This is a genomic window from Arthrobacter sp. sptzw42 (genome assembly GCF_059089685.1).
In genome coordinates, this window is sequence record NZ_JBNHEX010000002.1 from 243,261 (window position 1) to 266,805 (window position 23,545).

Annotated in this window: 21 protein-coding genes; 5 read left to right on the forward strand and 16 right to left on the reverse strand. The window is 65.7% G+C overall.

Going from position 1 to position 23,545, the window contains the following annotated elements:
- Positions 1–34: 34 nt before the first annotated feature.
- Positions 35–1,846: a glycerol-3-phosphate dehydrogenase/oxidase gene (locus AC5RT4_RS03195; protein WP_494104835.1), complete on the reverse strand. Its 1,812-nt coding sequence runs from the start codon at positions 1,844–1,846 to the stop codon at positions 35–37.
- Positions 1,847–2,011: 165 nt separating this feature from the next.
- Here AC5RT4_RS03195 and AC5RT4_RS03200 point away from each other — a divergent pair, with 165 nt between their 5' ends.
- Genes AC5RT4_RS03200 through AC5RT4_RS03215 form a run of 4 tightly spaced genes read left to right on the forward strand, consistent with a single transcriptional unit; the run spans position 2,012 to position 5,852 of the window.
- Entirely contained in the window at positions 2,012–2,944 is a 933-nt protein-coding gene (locus AC5RT4_RS03200) for a sugar-binding transcriptional regulator (RefSeq protein WP_494104901.1), read from the forward strand.
- Positions 2,945–2,954: 10 nt separating this feature from the next.
- Positions 2,955–3,824, forward strand: a complete 870-nt coding sequence (locus AC5RT4_RS03205) for an aldo/keto reductase (RefSeq protein WP_494104836.1) — start codon at positions 2,955–2,957, stop codon at positions 3,822–3,824.
- Positions 3,825–3,831: 7 nt separating this feature from the next.
- Positions 3,832–4,761: an alpha/beta fold hydrolase gene (locus AC5RT4_RS03210; protein WP_494104837.1), complete on the forward strand. Its 930-nt coding sequence runs from the start codon at positions 3,832–3,834 to the stop codon at positions 4,759–4,761.
- Complete coding sequence (locus AC5RT4_RS03215; RefSeq protein WP_494104838.1) at positions 4,758–5,852, forward strand: glycosyltransferase family 4 protein; 1,095 nt, start codon at positions 4,758–4,760, stop codon at positions 5,850–5,852. The genes AC5RT4_RS03210 and AC5RT4_RS03215 overlap by 4 nt, the downstream gene beginning before the upstream one ends.
- Before the next feature lie 3 nt (positions 5,853–5,855).
- Here AC5RT4_RS03215 and AC5RT4_RS03220 read toward each other — a convergent pair whose 3' ends face one another.
- From AC5RT4_RS03220 to pyrR, 13 genes are all read right to left on the reverse strand, one after another.
- Positions 5,856–8,003, reverse strand: a complete 2,148-nt coding sequence (locus AC5RT4_RS03220) for a primosomal protein N' (protein ID WP_494104839.1) — start codon at positions 8,001–8,003, stop codon at positions 5,856–5,858.
- Between the two features lie 92 nt (positions 8,004–8,095).
- Positions 8,096–9,331: a methionine adenosyltransferase gene (metK, locus tag AC5RT4_RS03225; protein WP_494039774.1), complete on the reverse strand. Its 1,236-nt coding sequence runs from the start codon at positions 9,329–9,331 to the stop codon at positions 8,096–8,098.
- A gap of 87 nt (positions 9,332–9,418) precedes the next feature.
- Positions 9,419–10,660 (reverse strand): bifunctional phosphopantothenoylcysteine decarboxylase/phosphopantothenate--cysteine ligase CoaBC, encoded by a 1,242-nt coding sequence (coaBC, locus tag AC5RT4_RS03230; protein ID WP_494104840.1) that lies wholly within the window; start codon positions 10,658–10,660, stop codon positions 9,419–9,421.
- A gap of 35 nt (positions 10,661–10,695) precedes the next feature.
- Positions 10,696–10,956, reverse strand: a complete 261-nt coding sequence (gene rpoZ, locus AC5RT4_RS03235) for a DNA-directed RNA polymerase subunit omega (RefSeq protein WP_003800778.1) — start codon at positions 10,954–10,956, stop codon at positions 10,696–10,698.
- A gap of 15 nt (positions 10,957–10,971) precedes the next feature.
- On the reverse strand, positions 10,972–11,568 hold the full coding sequence (gmk, locus tag AC5RT4_RS03240; RefSeq protein ID WP_494039776.1) for a guanylate kinase: 597 nt from the start codon (positions 11,566–11,568) through the stop codon (positions 10,972–10,974).
- A 46-nt stretch (positions 11,569–11,614) separates the two neighbouring features.
- Positions 11,615–11,932: an integration host factor, actinobacterial type gene (gene mihF, locus AC5RT4_RS03245; protein WP_494040136.1), complete on the reverse strand. Its 318-nt coding sequence runs from the start codon at positions 11,930–11,932 to the stop codon at positions 11,615–11,617.
- A gap of 110 nt (positions 11,933–12,042) precedes the next feature.
- Entirely contained in the window at positions 12,043–12,915 is an 873-nt protein-coding gene (gene pyrF / locus AC5RT4_RS03250) for an orotidine-5'-phosphate decarboxylase (RefSeq protein WP_494104841.1), read from the reverse strand.
- Positions 12,908–16,222 (reverse strand): carbamoyl-phosphate synthase large subunit, encoded by a 3,315-nt coding sequence (gene carB / locus AC5RT4_RS03255; RefSeq protein ID WP_494104842.1) that lies wholly within the window; start codon positions 16,220–16,222, stop codon positions 12,908–12,910. Before carB ends, pyrF begins: the two co-directional genes overlap by 8 nt.
- Positions 16,222–17,541, reverse strand: a complete 1,320-nt coding sequence (gene carA, locus AC5RT4_RS03260; protein ID WP_494104843.1) for a glutamine-hydrolyzing carbamoyl-phosphate synthase small subunit — start codon at positions 17,539–17,541, stop codon at positions 16,222–16,224. Before carA ends, carB begins: the two co-directional genes overlap by 1 nt.
- Positions 17,522–18,043 (reverse strand): PH-like domain-containing protein, encoded by a 522-nt coding sequence (locus AC5RT4_RS03265; RefSeq protein WP_494104844.1) that lies wholly within the window; start codon positions 18,041–18,043, stop codon positions 17,522–17,524. The genes carA and AC5RT4_RS03265 overlap by 20 nt, the downstream gene beginning before the upstream one ends.
- Positions 18,043–19,377, reverse strand: coding sequence for a dihydroorotase (locus tag AC5RT4_RS03270; protein ID WP_494104845.1), 1,335 nt, complete (start codon positions 19,375–19,377; stop codon positions 18,043–18,045). The genes AC5RT4_RS03265 and AC5RT4_RS03270 overlap by 1 nt, the downstream gene beginning before the upstream one ends.
- Positions 19,377–20,402, reverse strand: coding sequence for an aspartate carbamoyltransferase catalytic subunit (locus AC5RT4_RS03275; protein ID WP_494039782.1), 1,026 nt, complete (start codon positions 20,400–20,402; stop codon positions 19,377–19,379). Before AC5RT4_RS03275 ends, AC5RT4_RS03270 begins: the two co-directional genes overlap by 1 nt.
- The gene (gene pyrR / locus AC5RT4_RS03280; protein ID WP_494104846.1) at positions 20,399–20,986 is read right to left on the reverse strand and encodes a bifunctional pyr operon transcriptional regulator/uracil phosphoribosyltransferase PyrR; all 588 of its coding nucleotides are present in this window, start codon (positions 20,984–20,986) and stop codon (positions 20,399–20,401) included. The genes AC5RT4_RS03275 and pyrR overlap by 4 nt, the downstream gene beginning before the upstream one ends.
- Positions 20,987–21,165: 179 nt before the next feature.
- Here pyrR and AC5RT4_RS03285 point away from each other — a divergent pair, with 179 nt between their 5' ends.
- Positions 21,166–22,446 (forward strand): PrsW family intramembrane metalloprotease, encoded by a 1,281-nt coding sequence (locus tag AC5RT4_RS03285; protein ID WP_494104847.1) that lies wholly within the window; start codon positions 21,166–21,168, stop codon positions 22,444–22,446.
- A gap of 57 nt (positions 22,447–22,503) precedes the next feature.
- Here AC5RT4_RS03285 and nusB read toward each other — a convergent pair whose 3' ends face one another.
- Together nusB and efp are read right to left on the reverse strand one after the other, a co-directional pair.
- Positions 22,504–22,914 (reverse strand): transcription antitermination factor NusB, encoded by a 411-nt coding sequence (gene nusB / locus AC5RT4_RS03290; protein ID WP_494039785.1) that lies wholly within the window; start codon positions 22,912–22,914, stop codon positions 22,504–22,506.
- The gene (gene efp / locus AC5RT4_RS03295) at positions 22,914–23,477 is read right to left on the reverse strand and encodes an elongation factor P (RefSeq protein WP_494039786.1); all 564 of its coding nucleotides are present in this window, start codon (positions 23,475–23,477) and stop codon (positions 22,914–22,916) included. Before efp ends, nusB begins: the two co-directional genes overlap by 1 nt.
- Between the last annotated feature and the right edge of the window lie 68 nt (positions 23,478–23,545).

Genomic DNA, 23,545 nt, shown 5'->3' on the forward strand with positions numbered 1-23,545 from the left:
GATGCCGGGACGTGTCCCGGCCGGCCAGCCTGTCCTATGCGACCAGGCTGTGTGTTTCCACGCGGTGGAACCGCTCCAGCACATCCTGCGCGTGCCGGATCTCGGCTGCCCGTGCCGCAGAATCCCACTTCAATGGATCGGCGAGTACGTCCGCCACCTCGTTAAGCAGTTCCCCCGTCACCAGGCCGCGGAAGGCCAGGGAAGTACGGCGGATCAGGACGTCCGCCAAGTGCCCCACCTGTTCATGGTCAGCCATGAACTCCAATTCCCGGACACTCAGTTCCCGTGTAGAACGCAGCAGGCGGTCCGGCCCGCCGTCGAGGTACGCCATCACGGATTCCGCCCGCGTCCCGTACCTGGTCAGCAAACAAGCGGTGCGGTCCGCGTCACGGCTTGCCGTCATGTGGGCCTTGATCCACTTCTGCACTCCGGCATCGTCAGCGGGAAAGTCTGCTCCGCCGCCGATGGGTAGGTGGGCCGTTGAGGTTTTCCGCTGCATGCCGAGTTCGGTGAGGACGTCATTGGTGAGGTGTTCGGCCAGCGCCCGGAACGTAGTCCACTTGCCGCCTACGAGGCTCAGGACGACGGCGCCCGCACCGGCGGTGCTGCTGCCTGTTTCCCGGCGCTCGATCCGGTAGTCCCGGGAAACGAACCCGGGCTGCGTCTCGTCATGCCGGGGCAGCGGCCGCACCCCGGAGAAGGTGTAGACAATTTGTTCGCGCGTAACGCCGATGGAGGGAAAGACGTGGCCGATAAGGTCGAAGAAGTACTCGATTTCCTCGTCCGTGCAGACAGCATCCTGGCTTAGGTCGGCGTCCACGTCCGTAGTCCCGACAAGGACGCGGTCACCCATGGGATAGATGAGGACGATCCGGCCGTCGGTATGTTCAAAGAAGATTTCACGTCCCCCGCAGGCGGCCAGGAGTTCGGGATGGTCGAGCACGACATGCGAGCCCTTGGTGCCGCCCATGAAGGCGGAAGCTGTGCCCATGGCTTCATTGGTACGGTCCACCCACGCCCCCGTGGTGTTGACAATGACGTCAGCAGTAAAGTCGAACTCCTCCCCGGTCAGCTCATCCCGTAGCCGCACGGTGCTGCCTCTGCCCGTGCCCCGGTTGGGTTCGCCGGTCATGGATCTCAGTGACAGGTAGTTGCTGGCGCGCGCTGTGCTGCCCTGGGTGCCGGGGCCGGTTGCGCGCCCGGCCTTCTCACCGTCCTGCAGGACATCGAGCGTGAGCCGCTCAGGGTTGTGCACGGAAGCATCGAAGTAGGTGGCCGTGTACTTGACGTCCGGATGCAGGCGGGGCAGTTCCTGGAGGGCGCGTTCACGGCCGCGGAACTCGTGGCGCGGCACGGTACCGCCGTCGCGGGAAAACGAGTCGTACAGGCTGAGGCCGAGTTTTATGAGGAAGGCGCCGCGCTCCGCAGGCTTTCCCTGCTTATGGGTGAGGAACCGCAACGGCGCCGCCAGCACGCCGGTAAAGGTACTGAAGATGGGGATGGTGGTCTGCAGCGGCTTGACGTAGTGCGGTGCAATCCGCAACAGCCGGTTGCGCTCCACCACTGACTCCCGAACCAGCCGGAACTCCCCGTTTTCGAGATAACGGATGCCGCCGTGGATCATATGCGAGGATGCGCCGCTTGCCCCCTGGCAGAAGTCGCCGCGTTCCACCAGCGCAACGTCCACACCCTGCAGGGCCAGGTCCCGGAAGGTTCCGACGCCGTTGATTCCACCTCCCACCACCAGCACTTTCGCATGCGGACGGAGGCGCAGGTTGTGCACCGAGGGGCGTTCCGCTCCCGGCTTTGGTGCTGCGGCGCGGGTGGATGAATCCTTGGGTCCCAAAACGACTCCCTTGGGCGTTGACTGACGCGGGCACGGCTAAGTGATTGACCGTTCTCGTCTATTCTTTGGAGTAATGGAAAATGGAGTCAAGCTATATGCACAAACGTGCAGAACGGAGTTACCGTGGACCCATCCAGGCACGCTGACGCCCTTCGGGCTGCACAAATGTATTACCTGCAGGACCTCACCATGGACGCGATCGCCCGCGAACTGCGGACGTCCCGCTCCACCGTTTCACGGCTGTTGTCCTCCGCGCGGGATTCGGGCCTGGTGCAGGTCCAGATCCGGAACCCCCTGGACACCGGTCCGGAGCTGGAAGGCCTGATCCGCCGCCGGTACGGGGTCGACGCCCATGTTGTCCCGGTCGTGGAAACACTGAATGAGGCCGAGACCCTGGACCGGGTGGCCATGCAGGCGGCCCGCACCATCGGTCCGCTGGTGGATTCCAATGCCATCATCGGGGTCGCGTGGGGATCCACCCTCAGCGCCGTGAGCAGGCACCTGACAAGGAAGATCACCCATGACAGTGTGGTGGTGCAACTGAATGGCGCGGGAAATATGCACACAACAGGCATCACCTACGCGAGTGACATCATGCGCCGCTTCGGCAGTGCCTACGGGGCGCGGGTGGAACAGTTCCCGGTTCCTGCGTTTTTCGACCACGCCGGCACCAAGACTGCAATGTGGAATGAACGCAGCGTGCAGCGCATCCTTGAACTCCAGGCGAAGATGAGCATCGCGATCTTCGGCGTCGGATCCGTGGACGCGGACTACCCCAGCCACGTCTATGCCGGCGGGTACCTGGACGAGGCCGACCTCCGCACCCTGGCCACCTCCGACGTTGTAGGGGACGTTGCAACCGTATTCTTCCGCGCCGACGGCTCCTCGGACGGGATCGTGCTCAACGAAAGGTCCACCGGGCCGGCCCTCACCGCACTTCGCCAGGTCCGGCGCAGGATCTGTGTGGTTTCCGGTGTCTCCAAGATCAACGGGCTGAAAGGTGCACTTGCGGCGCGCCTGGCTACGGACCTGATCCTCGACGAGGCCACTGCACGCCGCCTGGTGGGCCTGGAGGGCCTTGCTGTGGCGAGTAGGTAGAGTCATGGCTATGAGGATCTCCCCGCGGCTGAGCCTGAACAACGGCGTGCTGATTGACCAGCTGGGCTACGGCCTGTACAAGGTGCCGCCATCCGAAGCGGCGGGACTTGTTGCCATGGCCCTCGGTTCCGGGTACCGCCACTTCGACGCCGCAGCCATGTACGGCAATGAGTCCGGCGTGGCGCGGGGCATCAGCTCCCAGCTCGGAACGCAGCCGGGCAGCGGCGGGTCCGGCGAACTTTTTCCGGCGCCCGCCCGGGAGGACATTTTTGTTACCACCAAGGTGTGGAACGACCACCACGGCTACGATGCAACTCTGCGTGCGTTTGATACCTCGATGGTCAACCTGGGCCTGGACTACGTGGACATGTACCTCATCCACTGGCCCTGCCCAAGGCGCGGCCTGTTTCCCGAAACCTACCGCGCCATGGAGACGCTGTACCGGGAGGGAAAAGTGCGGGCCATCGGTGTCAGCAACTTCCAGCCTGCACACCTCGACCGGTTGCTGCAGACGGCAGAGGTAGTCCCTGCCGTAAACCAGATCGAGCTGCACCCGTGGCTCCAGCAGCACGAGCTGCGGAAGATTCACGACGAACTCGGTATCAGGACGGAAGCGTGGAGCCCCTTGGGCCGCGGCCGCGTGCTGGCCGACCCCGTGGTGCAGGCCTGCGCCGTCGAACACGGCAGGACCCCTGCGCAGACTGTTCTTCGCTGGCACATGGAACTGGGAAACATTGCCATTCCCAAGGCAAGTTCCGCGGCACGCATCCGGGAAAACCTCGACGTTTTCAACTTTGAGCTCACAGCCAGGGACATGGATGCGCTCGCCGGACTGGACCGCGGACAGCGGGTTGGTTCCCACCCGGACAACGTCAATTAGGACCTGCATGAAAACAACATCTCCGGGGCAGTCCCCCGCGCCCGCATTCTTCAGCCCGGACCTAACGGGCCGCACCCGCGCCTCTTCAGTGCAGCTCGCAGGCGGAAAGGTTGCCTACTGGACCTACGAACCCGTGCTGGTGACCCCTGAAACCCGGACCATCCTGGTGATCCACGGGTTCCGCGGCGACCACCATGGGCTCCTCCGGGTGGCCGATCAGCTCCCGGAGATGAAGATCATCATGCCGGACCTGCCCGGCTTTGGCAGTTCAGACGCGTTCGGGTCCGGTGGCCACACCGTAAGGGGTTACGGGGCGTTCATTACGGAATTCATGGCGGCCCTGGGTCTGGGCGCGGACACCGTTCTGTTAGGGCATTCCTTCGGCTCGATCATTGCCGCGCATTTTGTGGCAGCCAATCCGGGCACGGTGCATCCCCTGATCCTGGTCAACCCCATCGCCGCGCCGGCGCTGGAGGGACCGAAAGGCGTGATGACCAGGCTGGCCGTGCTCTATTACCGGCTCGCGGCCCGCCTGCCCCGACCGCTGGGGCTTGCCCTGTTGCGCAGCCCTGCAATTGTCCGGGTAATGAGTGAAACCATGGCAAAAACGGCCGACCGGGACCTTCGGCGCTTCATTCACGGCCAGCACCACGCATACTTCAGTGCCTTTGCCAGCCGGGACAGCCTTCTTGAGTCTTTTACCGCCTCCGTCAGCAGCCACGTGGCCGAGGTGGCCAAGCGCCTGACCCTACCGGTGCTGCTGATCGCGGGAGAGAAGGACGAAATCGCCATGCTGCCGGACCAGCACCGGCTGGCCGCGCTGTTGCCCGACGGCGAACTCCAGGTCATCCCGGGCGTCGGCCACCTGATCCACTACGAAACGCCGGAGCCGGCCGCCCGCTACATCCGCAGCTTCCTGAAGGACCACCCCGCGTGAAAATTGTCATTGACGCCCGTTTCACCCGGACTGACCACCACGACGGCATCAGCCGCTACGGTGCCAGCCTCATTGCGGCAACGTCGAAAATCGCCGACGTTTCCATGCTTATTTGCGACATCCGCCAGCTCACCCTGCTGCCGGACGTGCCATACACACTGATCAACAGCCCCCTGTCCCCCGCGGAACTTCTCGTTGCCCGCAGGATCAACCTGCTGGGCGCGGACGTGGTGGTCTGCCCCATGCAGACGATGGGCACCTGGGGCCGGAAGTACGGGCTGGTCCTGACCCTGCACGACCTCATCTATTACGAGCACCCCGCACCCCCGGGATTCCTGCCCGCCCCCGTGCGGTTGCTCTGGCGCCTTTACCACAAGGCGTACTGGCCGCAGCGGCTCCTCCTCAACCGGGCCGACGTCGTCGCCACCATCAGCAGGACCACCGAGGCCCTGATGGCCAAGTACCGGCTCACGCGCCGTCCCGTCCGGATCATCAGCAACGCACCGCAACCGGCGCAGGAGCCCCGCGTACCGGAAGCCGGCGCCGAGCCCTCCCTTGTGTACATGGGCTCATTCATGCCGTACAAAAACGTGGAGACCATGGTGGCCGGCATGGCTGAACTGCCCGGCTTTACACTGCACCTGCTCAGCCGGATAACCCCGCAGCGGCGGGCCGAACTTGAGAAGCTCATTCCCCCGGGAGCCCGGGTGGTCTTCCGCAATGGCGTCACCGATGAGGAGTACAGCGCGCTCCTGAAAACGGCCACCGCACTGGTGAGCCTTTCACGTGCCGAAGGGTACGGCCTGCCTCTGGTGGAGGCCATGGCGCTGGGTACGCCGGTCATCGCCAGCGATATTCCCATCTTCCGCGAGGTGGGCGGCGACGCCGCGAGCTACGTCGATCCGGCCTCTCCCCTGCAGTTCGCGGACGCTGTGAAGAAGCTGCAGGACCCGGAGCGGTGGGAGGACATTTCGCGGCGTTCTGCAGCCCGTGCAGCGGAGTTCACCTGGGATGAATCGGCCCGCCAACTGGTGGACGTGGCCCACGGGATCGTGGCCCGGCGCCGCGGCGGGCAGGGCCTTCGCAGGTAGCCGCTAGAGCACGTCCACCCCGTCCAGGCGCACCTGCACAGGTTCGGTGGCGCGCTTCGCGGCCGTTGCAGCGCGGGTGGCCCGCAGGACGCGGGTCACCGCAGCAGCTTGGGCGTAGGGGAAGAACAGAAGGGTCCGGACATCCTCCGCGGAGCGGCGGGCGGAGGGTGCAGCGCTGAGGATCACCGGTGCAGGGCCTGCAGTCCGGAGCAGGACCCCGGATTGTTCCAGTTGCGCCGCCACTGCCCCGGAGAAATGCTCGACGGCGGCCCGAGGCCCCGTGACCGAGGCGATGCGCACCGCTGGAGGAAGCTGCAGCTCAGCCCGCAGGGAGAGCTCACGCCGGGCGTAACCTGCAGGATCCCACCGGAGCAGCGCGCCCACCGGGCCGGTGTCCGATGCGGTAACCACTACAAGGCCCCCCTCTGCCCCTGGACGCACCAGCGCAGCGGCGTTGAACCAGCGGCGCACCGTATCTTCACCGGCCCGCAGGGTTTCCCGGCGCAGCAGGGAGTCACCGTCCAGCAGCAAGGCCGCGGCGTATCCGTTTTCCGCGATTGGCTCGGCCCCCACCGTAGCCACTACCAGGGCGTTGCCGCTGGTTACGCGTGCCTTCACCTGGTCACCCGAGGACGTGATGACCGTCTTGCCGGGAAATGCCCGGCCCAGCTCCTCAGCCGTCCGGATCACGCCGGTTGCGCCCCTGCGCAGCTTCCGGCTGTTGCAGTGCGTGCAGTGCCACTCAGGGTCAGGAGTGGAGCACCACCGGCATTGGGGCAGGGCGTTTGTGCCACTCGGTCCGGCTACGGCCAGGGGACCCTGGCAGGCACCACAGCGTGCCGGCTCCCGGCACCTGTCACACACCAGCGACGGCGCGTAGCCGGCCCGGGCCACCTGGACCAGGACGGGCCCCCGTTCGAGGCCCTCCTTGGCTGCCCTCCAGGCAGCACCGGGAAGGCGGGCGATCCTGGCAAGCGGATCCCAGTCCTGCTCGAAGCTGTCCGCGGTGTTCACCACCCGCGGGACGGTGCTGCGGACCAGCGTACGGTCGGCTTCGACAGGCAGGGCCCAGCCCGTCTCGACAAGCCGTTGGACCTCGGTGCTGCGGGCGTGCCCGGCCAGGAGGCATGCCGCTCCCGCCTGTTCGGTACGCAGGAGCAGGACTTCTCGGGCGTGGGCGTAGGGCGCGCGCTGTTCGATGTGGAGGTCGTCGCCGTCGTCCCAGCAAACGGCGAGCCCCAGGTCCTTGACGGGAGCATAGGCGGCGGACCGGGTCCCGATAGCGACCCGGGCGGTTCCGGCAAGGAGCCGCAGGAAGTTCTGGTAGCGCGGCGTGGGCCCGTCCTCCGCCGTCAGGCGGGCGACGGCAGAGTCCGGCAACAGGTCCGCAACTGCCTCTTCAAGCCGGTCCAGGTCTCGGTTGTCCGGCACCACCACCACGGCACCCCGGCCGGAGGCGTAGACAGCGGCAACGGCCTGGGCCAGCAGCTGCGGCCAGCCGGCAGTGCCGTAACCCTGCAGAGGATTCAGCACGGCCCTAGGTGAACCGCCATCAGTCAGGTGGCGCAGGAACGCGGAGCCGTTGCGGTAGCTGGCCCACGCATTTCCTTCGCCGGGCTCCTTTGCGGCCGCAGCGTGTTCAACAGGCCCGTCGCCGGGGGTTTCCCCGGTTGCGGGATACGTCTTCTCCAGGCGCGCCACCCGCGGAGGAACCGCAACCCGGAGGACATCGCTGATGGTCCCGGCGTACCGGGCGGCGACGGCGGTGACCAGTTCGGTGATCCCGGACGTCAGGACGGGAACCGGGGAAACAACTTTCGCCAGCGGCAGCAGGGTGTGGCCGGCGTCGGACCCGGCAACCCGTTCCAGGATGAACCCGCCCAGGTCCTGGCCGTTAAACTTGACCCTGACCCTGACACCGGGCTGCGCATCCTCATCGAGGGCGGCAGGAACGCCGTAATCAAACGGCCGGTCCAGATGCGGCAGGGAGGATTCCACGAGCACCCTGGCTACCGGGAGGCGGGCAGCGAACTGAGGGCCGGTTTGCTGTTTGCGGGACGGGAAGCCCTGCAGCAGGGACGGCTGCACTGCTCCCGGGAGATCCAGTAACGGCTGTGCGGAATCGTCAGCAACCAAGGTGGCTACCTCCATTCAGCATGACCGGGTGGACGTGGCCAGTAGACCAGCCGGTACTGACATTTCAACCGGCACCGGCATTCCCTGCAGGAACTGGACGACAGGGACTAGGCGTTGAAGAACGCCTTCAGGTCATCCACGCGGTCCAGCCGCTCCCAGGTGAAGTCGGGATCGTCCCGGCCGAAATGGCCGTGGGCCGCCGTTTTGGCGTAGATGGGGCGCTTCAGGTCCAGGGCGTCGATGATGGCGCGGGGCCGCAAGTCAAAAATCTCTGCGATGGCAGCGCTGATCCGGGCGGGGTCCACGGTTTCGGTTCCGAACGTCTCCACGTAGGTGCCCACGGGGCGCGCCTGGCCGATGGCGTAGGCGATCTGGATCTCTGCGCGCTTTGCGAGCCCGGCGGCCACAACGTTTTTGGCCACCCACCGCATGGCGTAGGCAGCTGAGCGGTCCACCTTGGACGGATCCTTGCCGGAGAAGGCACCACCGCCGTGGCGGGCCATCCCGCCATAGGTGTCAACGATGATCTTGCGCCCGGTCAGGCCGGCGTCTCCAACGGGACCGCCGATGACAAACTCGCCGGCGGGGTTAAGGATGTTCGCCGCGCGGGAAATGTCCAGGTTGGCACCTGCCAGGACCGGCTCGATGACGATGGAGGCGAGGTCCGCACGGAGCTGTTCCAGGCTTGCGCCCTCGGCATGCTGGCTGGAAATGACCACCGTTTCCACCGAGACCGGCAGGTCCCGGTCATAGCCGACGGTGACCTGGGTCTTGCCGTCGGGACGGAGGTAAGGCAATTCCCCTGACTTGCGGACTTCGGTGAGCCGCTCCGAGAGGCGGTGCGCCAGCCAGATGGGCGTCGGCATGTAAGAAGGGGTTTCGTCGCTCGCGTAGCCGAACATCAGGCCCTGGTCTCCGGCGCCCTGAAGGTCGTAATCGTCTTCCTGGCGTCCCTCGCGGGCCTCAAGGGAATTGAAGACTCCCCCGGCGATGTCGTTGGACTGCTGCCCGATGGATACGGACACACCGCAGCGGGCGCCGTCGAATCCGTTGGCCGAGGAATCGTACCCAATGCCCAGGATCGTTTCGCGCACGATCTGGGGAATTTCGACGTAGGCGTCAGTGGTGACCTCACCCGCCACATGGACCAGGCCGGTGGTGGCCATGGTTTCCACCGCGACACGCGATTCCGGGTCCTTGTCCAGCAGCGCGTCCAGGATGGCGTCGCTGATCTGGTCGCAGATCTTGTCCGGGTGGCCCTCGGTGACCGACTCGGAGGTGAAGAGCCGGAGCGCGGACGGGGTGGCCGCGTGGGATGGGGGAAGGTGCAGCGGTAAAGTCACTCAACTACCTTACTGGTTGGGATCCGTACTCCCTGCAGGAGACGGCAGCAGATGTCCCTGTACTAAGCGAACGTGCGCGGGAACACGTCAGGCCCGAGGCGAAACGTGATTCAGTTCAAAGCCGATCCGGCTGATGATGGCCGCCGATACTTCCGTTTTGGTTCCGGCCGCCTCCTGGGGCTCGGAACCGGCCCGGGACAGAATGACAACGGCATTCGTGTCCTGCCCGAAGACCTTGTCAGCACCCACGTGGTTCAGCACCAGCAAATCGCAGCCTTTGCGCTCCAGCTTTGCTTCGGCATAGGCCAGCACGTCCCCCTGGCTGTCACCGGTTTCCGCAGCGAAGCCAACAATCAGCTGCTGCCTCTTCCCGTGACCGGCGCTGTTCCGCAGTTCCACCAGTTCGTGCAGGATGTCCGGGTTGCGGACCAGGGTGATGACGGGGTCGGCGCTGTCATCACGCTTCTTGATTTTGGTGTCCGAGACCTCGGCAGGGCGGAAGTCGGCCACTGCGGCGGACATAATAACGACGTCGGAATCGGCCGCAGCCGCCAGCGCCGCCTCGCGCAGCTGCAGGGCTGTTTCCACCGGCACCACTTCCACTCCGGCAGGGGCCTGAACTTCCATGTGCGCTGCGAGCAGGCGGACGGTCGCGCCCGCATTCCGGGCGGCGACGGCCAGCGCGACACCCTGCTTGCCGGAGGACCGGTTCCCCAGGAACCGCACCGGGTCCAGGGGTTCGCGGGTTCCGCCTGCGGTGATGGTGACCGTGCGGCCTGCCAGCGGCAGCTGGTAGTCAGAGTCGCCCTGGACCAAGGCCATGGCGGCATCGAAGATCACTTCGGGCTCGGGCAGCCTGCCCGGACCGGAGTCAGAACCCGTCAACCTGCCGGTGGCCGGCTCCAGCACGGCCACTCCGCGGCCCCGCAGGGTTTCCACGTTGGCCTGCGTGGCAGCATGCTGCCACATCTCGGTGTGCATGGCGGGAGCGAACAGCACCGGACCGTGGGCCATCAGCAGGGTATTGGTAAGGAGGTCGCCGGCCTGGCCGGTGGCTGCCTTGGCCAGGAGGTCGGCTGTGGCCGGGGCGATGACCACCAAATCGGCTTCATGGCCGAGGCGGACGTGGTTGACCTGATGGACGTCGTCGAAGACGCTGTTGCTGACCGGATTTCCGGACAGGGCCTCCCAGGTGGCGGTGCCAACAAAACGGGTGGCTGCTTCCGTGGGGATCACTGTGACGTGATGGCCGGCTTCAGTAAAAAGCCGGAGGAGCGATGCCACCTTGTAGGCGGCTATCCCTCCCCCGACTCCGAGGACTATGCGCACGTGAACTCCGTCAACAGCACGTCAGGCAGCAGGTATTACTCTGCAGCTTCGATCGGCGTGGAAACCAGTTTGCCTTCGTTGATCTCGCGCAGGGCGATCGAAAGCGACTTTTCGTTCAGCTTGGTGTCTACCAGCGGGCCGACGTATTCGAAGAGGCCCTCGTGCAGCTGGGCGTAGTAAGCGTTGATCTGACGAGCACGCTTGGCACCAAAGATCACCAGGCCGTACTTGGAGTCTGCTGCTTCAAGCAGCGAGTCGATCGGCGGGTTAATGATGCCTTCAAGGTTCGTGGACACGAATTCTCCAAAATTCTAGCGGGCTGACCGTTCCGGCGTTCCTTGCGGATGCGGGGTCAGCCCCATGAGTGAAACAAGCTCGTCCGCTGCCCGGCGAACGTCGTCATTGATGACGGTATGGTCGAACTCCGGTTCAGCAGCAAGCTCCAGTTTAGCGGTTTCCAGCCGTTGCTGCTGTTCCTCGGGTGTTTCGGTGCCCCGGCCTACCAGCCGGCGGACCATTTCATCCCAGCTCGGCGGCGCGAGGAAGACAAACTGGGCGTCCGGAACCGCAGCCTTGACCTGGCGGGCGCCCTGCAGATCGATCTCCAGCAGCACGGACCGGCCTTCGGCGATGGCCTGGTTTACGGTGCTCTTCAGCGTTCCGTAGGTGTTCTGTCCATGGACTACTGCCCATTCCAAAAGCTCGCCGTCAGCCACAAGCCGTTCGAACTCATCCTTTGACTTGAAGAAGTAGTGGACGCCGTCAACTTCCCCCGGCCGGGGTGCCCGGGTAGTGGCCGAAACGGACAGCCAAACCTCGGGGTAGTTGTCCCGGATGAAGGTGGACACGGTGCCTTTGCCAACAGCCGTCGGACCAGCGAGGACTGTCAGTCCAGGTTTATTACGCACGTATTCCTTTGAGCCTGAGTTCGGGGAAAGCGCGGAGGTATCCGCGCTAGTTTTCGTCTATAAAATCTACCAGCGCCCGGCGCTGGTGGACGCCCAGGCCGCGGAGCCTGCGGGACGCGGCAATGCCCAGCTGCTTCATGATGGCGGCCGCCCTGACTTTGCCAACGCCCGGCAGTGCCTCCAGCAGCTCCGATACCTTCATCCGCGCCATGGCTTCATCCTCCACGGCCGCATTGATGATGTCGGCGGCCGACCTGGCACCGTTCTTGAGGCTTTCCTTGGCCGCCGCGCGCGTTGCCCTGGCTGCCGCCGCCTTGTTCAGGGCATCAGTTCGTTCCGATGCGGATAAGGGTCGCAGCACCATGGTGGACACCCCCGGATCTGGGTGGATACGTCCACGGCGGCCGCCGTTGGACATGTCCTGAAACTACCCTTTGGTGCAGCCCGAATCAATGCATCAGCAGGAAAGCAGAGCTATTCGCCCAGCAACCCGTCAAGCGTCCGCTGGGCCGCCTCCCGCAGCGCCCGCGGCTCCGGGCCCGCAGAAAGAATGTCCCTGCTGGACGTTCCCAGCACCTGGGGGTACGAACTGCCAAAAGTGGCCCGAAGATGGGCCGGCGTAGCGCCCTGCGCTCCCAGGCCCGGTGCCAGGATGGGCCCGCGCATGGCTGCAAGGTCCACGTCGAGGTCAGCGAGGGCCGAGCCGACGGTTGCCCCAACCACGAGCCCTACCGAACCAAGCCCACCCGGGTAACGGCGGTTTTCGCCCCCGGCTGCCAGGGCGATCCTGCGTGCCACCGAGTCAGCTCCCCCGACGTGCTGGACCGACGCGCCCTCCGGGTTGGACGTCAGGGCGAGGACGAAAACACCACGTCCCGTCGCGGCCGCCAGATCGAGGGCCGGACGCAGCGACTCGAAGCCAAGGTAGGGGCTCAACGTCACCGAGTCAGCGGCCAGCGGCGAACCGTCCCGGAGCCACGCATCGGCATAGGCCGCCATGGTGGATCCGATGTCCCCGCGTTTTGCGTCAGCGATGGTAAGCACCGCTTCGTCCCGGGAAACAGCGAGGAGTTCCTCGAGGACACCCAGACCGGCTGACCCGTGGCGCTCGTACAGGGCCACCTGCGGCTTCACCGCGGCAGCGAGGGAACCGACAGCGCCGAGGACTGTCAGGGAAAAGGCGCGAAGGCCCTCGACGTCGTCGTTAAGCCCCCAGTCGGACAGCAGGGCCGGGTGGGGATCAATACCCACGCACAGCGGACCGCGGGCGGCCATGGCGGCGCCAAGCCGGGAACCGAAGGACTCCCGGCTTGGCGCTTCAGCGGATGCTGCGGCCTGCTCAGGCATTCTGCAGGGCCGCCTTCTGCGACTCAGCCAGGGCCGCGGCGTGCTCCTGCAGGCTGGTGACGGACCATTCGTAGGTGCGCATCGCCTCAATGGCCTGTACGGCGGCGTTGAATTCGGCCACCGTGGTGATGCAGGGGATGCCGATGGACGTCGCGGCGGCGCGGAGTTCGTAGCCGTCGCTGCGGGCTTCACCGCCGGAGGGGGTGTTGAAGACCATGTCGATCTCACCGGCGATCACGAGGTCGGCGATAGTGCCTTCGCCTTCGGCGCTGCTGCCCTCTGCCACCTTGCGGACCGGGGTGGCCTGGATGCCGTTGCGGCGGAGCACGTCCGCGGTCCCGCCGGTGGAGACGATCTCGAAGCCGAGGTCCGAGAGTCGCTTGACGCCCATGATCACCGAACGCTTGTCGCGGTTGGCCACGGATACGAAGATCTTGCCTTCGGTGGGCAGCGCGTTGTTGGCCGCTGCCTGGCTCTTGGCGAACGCCGTATCGAAGTGCTTGTCGATGCCCATGACTTCGCCGGTGGAGCGCATTTCGGGTCCGAGCAGGGAGTCGACCACTTTGCCTTCCAGGGTGCGGAAGCGGCTGAACGGCAGGACTGCCTCCTTGACGGACACCGGGGCATCCAGGGGCAGCGTGGAGCCGTCGCCGGCCTCGGGCAGCATCTTGTAGGCGCTGCGCAGCTGGCCGATGGTGACGCCGGTGCCGATCAGGGCAGCCGCCTTCGCCATCTGCACGCCGGTGGCCTTGGACACGAACGGCACGGTCCGGGACGCCCGCGGGTTGGCTTCGAGGACGTACAGCACGTCCGAGGCCAGGGCGAACTGGATGTTGATGAGGCCGCGGACACCCACGCCTTCGGCGATGGCACGGGTAGCCGTGCGCACACGCTCCAGGACATTGGCGCCCAGCGTGATGGGCGGCAGGACGCAGGCGGAGTCGCCGGAGTGGATACCGGCTTCCTCGATGTGCTCCATGATGCCGCCCAGGTACATGTCCGTGCCGTCAAAGAGGGCATCGACGTCGATTTCGACGGCGTCCTCGAGGAAGCGGTCGATCAGCACCGGATGGTCCGGGGTGATCTCGGTGGCGTTGGCGATGTAGCGGGACAGGTTGGGCTCGTCGTAGACGATCTCCATGCCGCGGCCGCCCAGGACGTAGGACGGGCGGACCAGGACGGGGTAGCCGATTTCGTCCGCGATCTTCTTGGCGTCCTCGAAGGACACGGCCGTGCCGTTCTTCGGGGAGATCAGGCCGGCCTTGTCCAGGACCCGGGAGAACGCTCCGCGGTGCTCCGCAAGGTCAATGGCCTCCGGGGAGGTGCCGAGGATGGGTACGCCCGCGTCCGCCAGCTGCTGCGCCAGCTTGAGGGGGGTCTGCCCGCCGAGCTGGACGAAGACGCCCATGACGCCGCCGGTGCGTTCCTCGGCCGCGATGACCTCAAGCACGTCTTCGAGCGTCAGCGGTTCGAAGTACAGGCGGGTGGAGATGTCGTAGTCAGTGGAAACGGTTTCCGGGTTGCAGTTGACCATCACCGTCTCGTAGCCGGCCTTGCGCAGGGCCATGGAGGCGTGGACGCAGGAGTAGTCGAACTCGATGCCCTGGCCGATGCGGTTGGGGCCCGAGCCGAGGATCAGGATGGACGGCTTGGAGTGCAGCGCCACCTCGTCCTCCTGGTCATAGGCCGAGTAATGGTAGGGCGTGTACGCGGCGAATTCAGCGGCGCAGGTGTCAACGGTTTTGTAGACGGGACGGATGCCCAGCGCCTGGCGGACGCCGCGGACCACCGCTTCAGAGTTGTGCGTCAGGGCACCGATCTGCTCGTCGGAGAAGCCGTGGCGCTTGGCGCGCTGCAGCATGTCTGCGGTGAGTGCACCGGCCTGGCGGATCTCCCGGGAGATCTCGTTGAGCAGCTGAAGCTGGTCCAGGAACCAGGGATCGATCTTGGTGGCCTCGAAGAGGTCCTCAACGGTGGCGCCGCCCAGCAGGGCGCGCTGGACCTGGTGCAGCCGGTCCGTGGTCGGGCGCTTCGCCTTTTCAATGAGCTCAGCAACTTCCCATTCCGGGACAGAGCTGAAGTCCAGCTGGGAGCCCTTCTGCTCCAGTGACCGGAGCGCCTTCTGGAGGGCCTCGGTGAAGTTGCGGCCCATGGCCATGGCCTCGCCCACCGACTTCATGGTGGTGGTCAGGGTGTTGTCCGCTGCCGGGAACTTCTCGAACGCGAAGCGCGGGACCTTCACCACAACGTAGTCGAGCGTCGGTTCGAAGGACGCGGGCGTCTTCTGGGTGATGTCGTTGGGGATTTCATCGAGCGTGTAGCCCAGGGAAAGCTTGGTGGCGATCTTGGCGATGGCGAAGCCGGTGGCCTTGGAAGCCAGTGCCGAGGAGCGGGACACGCGGGGGTTCATTTCGATGACCACTACGCGGCCGGTGGCGGGATCAATGGCGAACTGGATGTTGCAGCCGCCGGTGTCCACGCCCACTTCACGGATGACGGCGATGGAAATGTCGCGCAGCCGCTGGTATTCGCGGTCAGTGAGGGTCAGGGCGGGCGCCACGGTGATGGAGTCACCGGTGTGGACGCCTACGGGGTCGAAGTTCTCGATGGAGCAGACCACAACGACGTTGTCGTTTTTGTCGCGCATCATCTCGAGCTCGTATTCCTTCCAGCCGAGGATGCTCTCTTCGAGCAGCACCTCGGACGTGGGGCTGTACTGCAGGCCCTGGCCCACGATGCGGCGAAGGTCGTCCTCGGTGTAGGCCAGGCCCGAGCCCAGCCCGCCCATGGTGAAGGAGGGCCGGACCACCATGGGGTAGCCCAGGTCGTCGGCGGCCTTCAGGGCCTCGTCCATGCTGTGGATGATGTGGCTGCGCGCGGACTCGGCGCCGCAGCGCTCCACCACGCCCTTGAACTTCTCGCGGTCCTCGCCGAGTTCGATGGCCGCGATGTTGGCGCCGATGAGCTCCACGTTGTACTTCTCGAGCACGCCGTTCTTGTCCAGGGCGATGGCGGTGTTCAGTGCCGTCTGTCCGCCCAAAGTGGGCAGCACGGCGTCCGGGCGCTCCTTGGCGATGATCTTCTCCACCACCTCAGGGGTGATGGGCTCGATGTAGGTGGCGTCGGCGAACTCGGGGTCCGTCATGATGGTGGCCGGGTTGGAGTTGACCAGGATGACCCGCAGGCCCTCCTCCTTGAGGACGCGCAGCGCCTGCGTGCCGGAGTAGTCGAACTCGGCGGCCTGGCCGATGACGATCGGGCCCGAACCAATGACGAGGACGCTTTTGAGATCTGTACGTTTCGGCATTACTTCTTGTCCTCAGTCTTGTTGTCGTTTTTGTGTTCAGCGCCTGTGTTGTCCGCCTGCGCGGGATGGGCAGAGTCCACCGGGTCCTTGGACAAGTTGGCGGTCCTGCCGTCCCGGGTGCCCTCCATCAGCTCAATGAAGCGGTCGAACAGGTAGGCGGCGTCGTGCGGGCCGGCTGCTGCTTCGGGGTGGTACTGGACGGAGAAAGCGGGGATGTCCAGGCACGCGAGGCCTTCCACGACGTCGTCGTTCAGGCTGACGTGGCTGACCTCGACGCGGCCGTACCGTTCCTCCGGGGCCTGGGTGGCGCCGTCCAGCGGAGCATCAACAGCGAAGCCGTGGTTTTGGGAGGTGATTTCCACCTTGCCGGTGCGGCGGTCCATCACGGGCTGGTTGATGCCGCGGTGGCCGTAGCGGAGCTTGTACGTGCCAAACCCCAGCGCCCGGCCCAGGATCTGGTTGCCGAAGCAGATGCCGAAGTAGGGCAGCTTTTCGTCCAGGACGGAGCGGAGGAGGTTGACCTGGGCATCTGCCGTGGCGGGATCGCCGGGGCCGTTGGACATAAAGAAGCCGTCCGGGTTGACGGCCTTGACGTCTTCCAGGGTGGCGGTGGCGGGGAGCACGTGGACGCGGACGCCGCGTTCGGCGAACCGCACCGGGGTCATGGCCTTGATGCCGAGATCGACGGCGGCAATGCTGAAGCGGGCATCGCCTTCCCAGCCGTGGTCCTTCGGGTCCACCACGTACGCCTGGTCAACGCTGACTTCCTCAGCCAGCCGTGCGCCCTCCATCGGGGCGCTGGCAAGCACGGCGGCCACCAGCTCTTTATCCGTGGCCTGCGCGGCTTCGCCGGAGAAGATGCCGGCGCGCATGGTCTTGTGTTCGCGCAGGTGGCGGGTGATGGCGCGGGTGTCCACGCCCTGGATGCCCACGATGCCCTGTTCCACCAGCTCCTCGTCCAGCGAACGCTCCGAACGCCAGTTGGAAGGGCGGCGGGCCGCGTCACGCACAATGTACCCGGCCACCCAGATGCGGCGTGACTCGGCGTCGTCATTGTTCACACCGGTGTTTCCGATGTGGGGGGCCGTCTGGACCACGAGCTGGCGGGCGTAGGACGGGTCGGTGATGGTTTCCTGGTAGCCGGTCATGCCCGTGGCGAAGACTGCCTCACCCAGGGCGGTTCCGGTGGCACCGTAGCTGCGCCCGCGGAAGATGCGGCCGTCTTCGAGCACCAGCGCCGCTGGAGCTGATTCAGGAACGGAAACTGGGGCGGATACTGTTGCGTTTGTTGTCACTGTCTTACTTTCCACTAGTGGCATCAGCCGCGGGGGCCGAAGAAATCAATTCCTGAAGTGCTGCGAAAGCCACGTCCCTGTCTCCGGCGAGGCGGGTCCGGAAGCCGGTGTCCAGCTCGTGGCTGCCGTGGGTCCATGACAGGACCAGGAGCCCGTCCTTCTCCACGAACTTGCCGGCCATGCCGCTGTCGAGCCGTACGCCGGTGAGGGACTCGGCGGGAATGTACAGCGCCGGCGCTCCTGCCCGGTCAAAGAGGACGCCATGCGGGTAGACCGCCAGGGTGGCATTCGTCCGGATGCCCAGCCCATGCACTGCGATGCGGTCCAGCCAGTCGCCGCCGGTGGTAGACGCGACGTACTGCCCCTCGGCGCTGGTGAGCGCCTCCCCCGGTGCCTCGGGCACCGACGGCAACTGTTCGACGTCGGCCTGGCGCTTCAGGCGGTTCCGCCAGCCCAGCCCGATAAGGACGAAGGCGATGGCGATCAGGGCCAGCGTGATGGCCAGCGAGAGCAGCTGGGTGTCCATCAGGCGGCGCCCACGGAAGCGGCGTGCGGGTAGGGGGTGTTGAGGGCGCCGTCGAGGACGGTGGGGTGTCCCTTGAAGAAGGTGGCGACCACCTTGCCGGGAAGTTCCATGCCCTTGAACGGGGAGTTACGGCCCATGGTGGCCATCTTCGAAGGCTCAACCGTCCAGCGCGCCGCCGGGTCCACCAGAATGATGTTGGCAGGTTCCCCTGCTTCGAGCGGCCGGCCCTGGTCTTCAAGGCGGCCGATCTTTGCGGCTGCGGCAGAGGTCACCCGGGCGAAATCGGCCCATGTGATCAGGCCGGTCTCGATCATGGTGTGCTGCACTACGGACAGGGCCGTTTCCAGCCCGGTCATGCCCATGGCTGCCTGCGCCCACTCGCATTCCTTGTGCTCGCTGGGGTGCGGGGCGTGGTCGGTGCCGACGACGTCGATGGTGCCGTCCGCGAGGCCTGCCCGCAGGGCCTGGACGTCGGCGTCGGTACGCAGCGGCGGGTTGACCTTGTAGACGGGGTCGTAGCTGCGGACCAGGTCATCGGTCAGCAGCAGGTGGTGCGGGGTGACCTCGGCCGTGACGTTGATGCCGCGTTCCTTGGCCCAGCGGATGATTTCCACCGAACCGGCAGTGGAGACGTGGCACACGTGCAGCCGCGAGCCGACGTGCTGTGCCAGCAGCACGTCCCGGGCGATGATGCTTTCCTCGGCCACTGCGGGCCACCCGGCCAGTCCCAGCACCGCTGACACTTCGCCCTCGTTCATTTGGGCACCGGCGGTGAGCCGCGGCTCCTGCGCGTGCTGGGCAACCACGCCGTCGAACGCCTTGACGTATTCCAGCGCCCGGCGCATGAGGACAGGATCATGGACGCAGATGCCGTCATCGGAGAACATGCGGACACGGGCGCGGGAGTCAGCCATGGCGCCGAGCTCGGCGAGCTGCCCGCCGGCCAGCCCCACGGTAACGGCGCCCACGGGGCGCACATCCACCCAGCCGGCCTTCCGGCCCAGGCTGTAGACCTGCTCCACCACGCCGGCCGTGTCCGCAACGGGAGTGCTGTTGGCCATGGCATGGACGGCGGTGTAGCCGCCCAGCGCAGCAGCCCGGGTTCCGGTTTCGACGGTTTCGGCGTCCTCGCGGCCCGGCTCGCGGAGGTGGGTGTGGACGTCAACCATGCCCGGCAGAGCCACCAGGCCGGCCGCCTCGATGACTTCTGCGCCGTCAACTGACATACCCGTTCCGGTTTCAGCAATAACGCCGTCGCGGATCAGCAGGTCTGCGGGCGCCCCGCCAAGGATCGAGGCTCCGCGAATCAGATAGGTTCCGGTGTTGCCTGCCATCAGTTGCTCTCCTTGGTGGAATGGGTGCCGGTATAGGCCAGGGCGGGGGTAGCGGCTGGTTCGCGGGTATCCCCCGACAGCAGCAGGTAAAGGGCTGCCATGCGCACGGAGACACCGTTGCGGACCTGGGCCAGGACCGTGGAGCGCGGTGAATCGGCGGCTGCAGCCGAAATTTCCAGGCCCCGGTTCATGGGGCCGGGGTGCATGATGATGGTGTCCTTCATCCCCAGTGCGTCCAGCGCCCGCAGCCGGTTGTCGTCGAAGCCCCACCGGCGGGAGTATTCCCGGGTGCTGGGGAAGAAGGAAGCGTTCATGCGTTCGCCCTGGACGCGGAGCATCATCACTGCATCGACGCCCTGCCCGATGGTTTCGTCCATGTTGTAGCTGACCTTGCAGGGCCATTTTTCGACGCCGATGGGCAGCAGGGTGGGCGGCGCCACCAGGGTGACGTCGGCGCCGAGCGTGCGCAGGAGCCAGACGTTGGAGCGGGCCACGCGGGAGTGCAGGACATCACCGGCAATCGCCACGCGCATGCCCTTCAGGTCTGCGCCCTCGGAGCCGGTTCCGGACAGGCGCGCCCAGTGGCGCCGCATGGTGAAGGCATCGAGCAGCGCCTGCGTGGGGTGTTCGTGGGTGCCGTCGCCGGCATTGATGACGGCGGCGTCGATCCAGTCTGTCGCGGCCAGCCGGTGCGGTGCGCCGGAGGCCCAGTGCCGGATCACGACGGCGTCCGCACCCATCGCGGACAGTGTCTGGGCTGTGTCCTTGAGGGACTCCCCCTTGGAGACCGAGGAGCCTTTGGCGGCGAAGTTGATGACATCTGCCGAGAGGCGCTTGGCGGCGGCTTCGAAGGAGATTCGGGTGCGGGTGGAGTCTTCGAAAAAGAGGTTGACTACGGTACGCCCGCGAAGGGCAGGGAGCTTCTTGACTTCACGGTCCCCTACGGCAGCCATTTCCTCCGCGGTGTCGAGGATGCGGACGGCATTGGCGAGACTGAGGTTTTCGGTGGAGAGCAGGTGCTTCACGAGCGGCCCTCGATCACTACTTCGTTGACCGGAGAGCCGCCCGGGGCGGTGTCGGTTTCCTCGAGCCGGACCCTGACTTTTTCCGCGGATGAGGTGGGGAGATTTTTGCCCACGTGGTCTGCGCGGATGGGCAGCTCGCGGTGGCCGCGGTCTATCAGCACTGCCAGCCGGACGATGCGGGGCCGGCCCAGGTCAACCAGGGCGTCGAGCGCGGCGCGGATGGTGCGGCCCGAGTACAGGACGTCATCAATGAGGACGACCACCTTGTTGTCGATGCCCGTTCGCGGCAGCTTCGTAGGATACGGCGGGCGCGTGCCCTGGTGGGAGAGGTCGTCGCGGAACATGGTGACGTCAAGTTGCCCGACGATGGCCGCGGCGTCCACGCTTGGGTCAGCGGCGGCAATTTTTTCGGCAAGCCTGGCGGCCAGCGGGTAACCGCGGCGGGGAATGCCAAGAAGGACGAGGTCCTGGGAACCTTTGTTGGCCTCGAGAATTTCATGGGCGATACGAGTGAGGGCCCGGTCTATGTCCGCCTGGCTGAGGACTACCCTGGCTGGAACCGGTGCGCTGGTGACAGAAGTCAACGCTCGTCTCCCCTTTCCCCGCCTCACAGGACGGAATTAAAAAAGGATCTTGTGCATTCCAAAATTACCACAGGCGCATGGCCGGGCCCGTGCCGGCCGGACGCGTTGATGGTCACACTGCAGCGGACTTGTGCCGGGAATCCTTGGACACGTGGCGCGGGCCACCTAGGCTTTCGGTTATGTCGATGCATCCCCGCTACCCTGCGTCCGGGCCGCCCGAAGATCCGTACCGTGGAGCGGGCGGCCCGCTCCCCCGCGACGCCAACCCGAGCTGGATGGGTCATGTGCAGCCGGAGAATTACCGGCCTGCTCCGGGGCATCAGGGCCGCGCCCTGGATACGGTAGTGCCGCCGCAGGTCCAGGGAACGGTGGTTCGGGCCGGCCGGACACGCAGCGGCGGGCTGGTGGGACTCACCGTCGGCGGCAGCGCCCTGGCCTTCCTCAGCCTGTTCCTGGTGGTGCCGTTCCTGCTCTCGAACACGGGCCCGGCCGGGTTCCTGGTGGGATTCCTGGCCTCGCTCATTCCCCTGTCCGTCGTCCTTCTGGCTGTGTATGTCATTGATAAGTGGGAACCCGAGCCGAAGCGACTGCTGTACTTCGCTTTTACCTGGGGCGCGGCGGTATCCATTGCCGTCACACTGCTGATCCAGCCGTTTTTTGTGCTGGGGTTCCAGTTATCCGACGGCTCGGACCTGCAGACCTACATGGCCACGGTGCAGGCGCCGATTGTGGAGGAGTTTGCCAAGTCCCTGGGGCTGCTGCTTCTGCTCCTGCTGGCCAGGAAGCACTTCGACGGGCCGGTGGACGGGGTGGTCTTTGCGTTCACCATCGCGGGAGGCTTCGCGTTCACGGAGAACATCCTGTATTTCGGCAGGGCCATTGCGGAATCAGCAGACCCGGCCAGCGATTTCGCCCAGGTATTTTTCCTTCGCGGCGTGATGTCCCCCTTTGCCCATGCGATCTTCACGGGCACCACCGGACTCATCATGGGCTACGCCGCCCGGCGCTGGCACGCGGGCGCTTCGGTGGCTGCCTTCTTCGTGGGACTGGTGCCGGCCATGATCCTGCACAACCGCTGGAACAGCATGGGCCAGGGCTTCCTGGTGGATTACATCCTGATCCAGGTTCCCATTTTCTTCCTTGCCATAGCCGGTATCATCCTCCTGCGCGTCGCGGAGAAACGGCTGACCCGCCAGCGCCTGCTCGAATACTCCGCCGCCGGCTGGTTCACCCCCGCGGAGGTGGAGCTCCTGGCCACGCTGGGCGGGCGAAGAACTGCCCTTACCTGGGCGGGCAGCTACGGCAGGAAGCGGCAGATGAAGGAGTTCCTGAAGGCGGCGACCCAGCTGGCCAACACCCGCCAGCGCATCCTCAGCGGCCGCGACGTGCAGCTGCACCAGGCTGAGGAGCGCCGGCAGCTGCAGCGGGTCCTGGCCCTGCGGGCCGCCGTCGCCGGCTGATTAAACGCTGGAAGGGCCGGCCCCCACGGGGGCCAGCCCTTCCAGTGATTCTGCAAGCTAAGCGAGCAGGGAAGGCTTCAGCTGCTGCAGGCGGCCCAGGAGGCCGTTGATGAACTGCGGTGACTCATCGGTGGACAGCGTCTTGGCCAGCGCCACAGCCTCGCTCACAGCCACACCGTCGGGGACGTCGTCGTTGTAGAGGAGCTCCCACGTGCCAATGCGCAGGATGATGCGGTCCACTGACGGCATCCGCTCGAGGGTCCAGCCCTGTGAGTACGTTTCGAGGAACTCGTCGATGGCGGCCTGCTGGGACACCACGCCCTCCACAATCTCCAGGGTGTAGGGGTTGACGATCTGGTCGGTCTTCTCACGGCGTGCCCGGAGCACGTCAAAGGCCGAAACCGAGCGCTGCTCGGCTTCGAAAAGAACATCCAGGGCCCTGTTGCGGGCTTTACCGCGTGCGCTCACTAGTCGGTGACCCGGCCGAGGTAGCTGCCGTCACGGGTGTCCACCTTGACCTTGGTGTTGTTCTCGATGAACAGCGGAACCTGAATCTCGTAGCCGGTCTCCAGGGTGGCGGGCTTGGTGCCGGCAGAGGAGCGGTCGCCCTGCAGGCCCGGCTCGGTGTAGGTGATCTCGAGGACGACGCTCGGCGGCAGCTCGATGTACAGCGGGTTGCCCTCGTGAATGGCGATGTTGACCATCTGGTTCTCGAGCATGAAGTTGGTGGCGTCCCCCACCGTTGCCCCGGAAACCGTGATCTGGTCGTAGTCCGAGGTGTCCATGAACACGAAGTCGGCGCCGTCCTGGTACAGGTACTGGTAGTCACGGCGGTCAACGGTGGCGGTTTCGATCTTGAGCCCGGCGTTGAACGTCTTGTCCACGACCTTTCCGGACATCACGTTGCGCATCTTCGTACGCACAAAGGCGCCGCCCTTGCCCGGCTTGACGTGCTGGAATTCGATGATGTTCCAGAGCTGGCCCTCGAGCTTCAGGACCGTTCCGTTCTTGATGTCGTTAGTGGTTGCCACTGGTTTCCTCTGGTTTCTATGTCTGGTCGCGTTGTCAGACGTTGTATGCCGGGCGGGCCTGCCTCTCG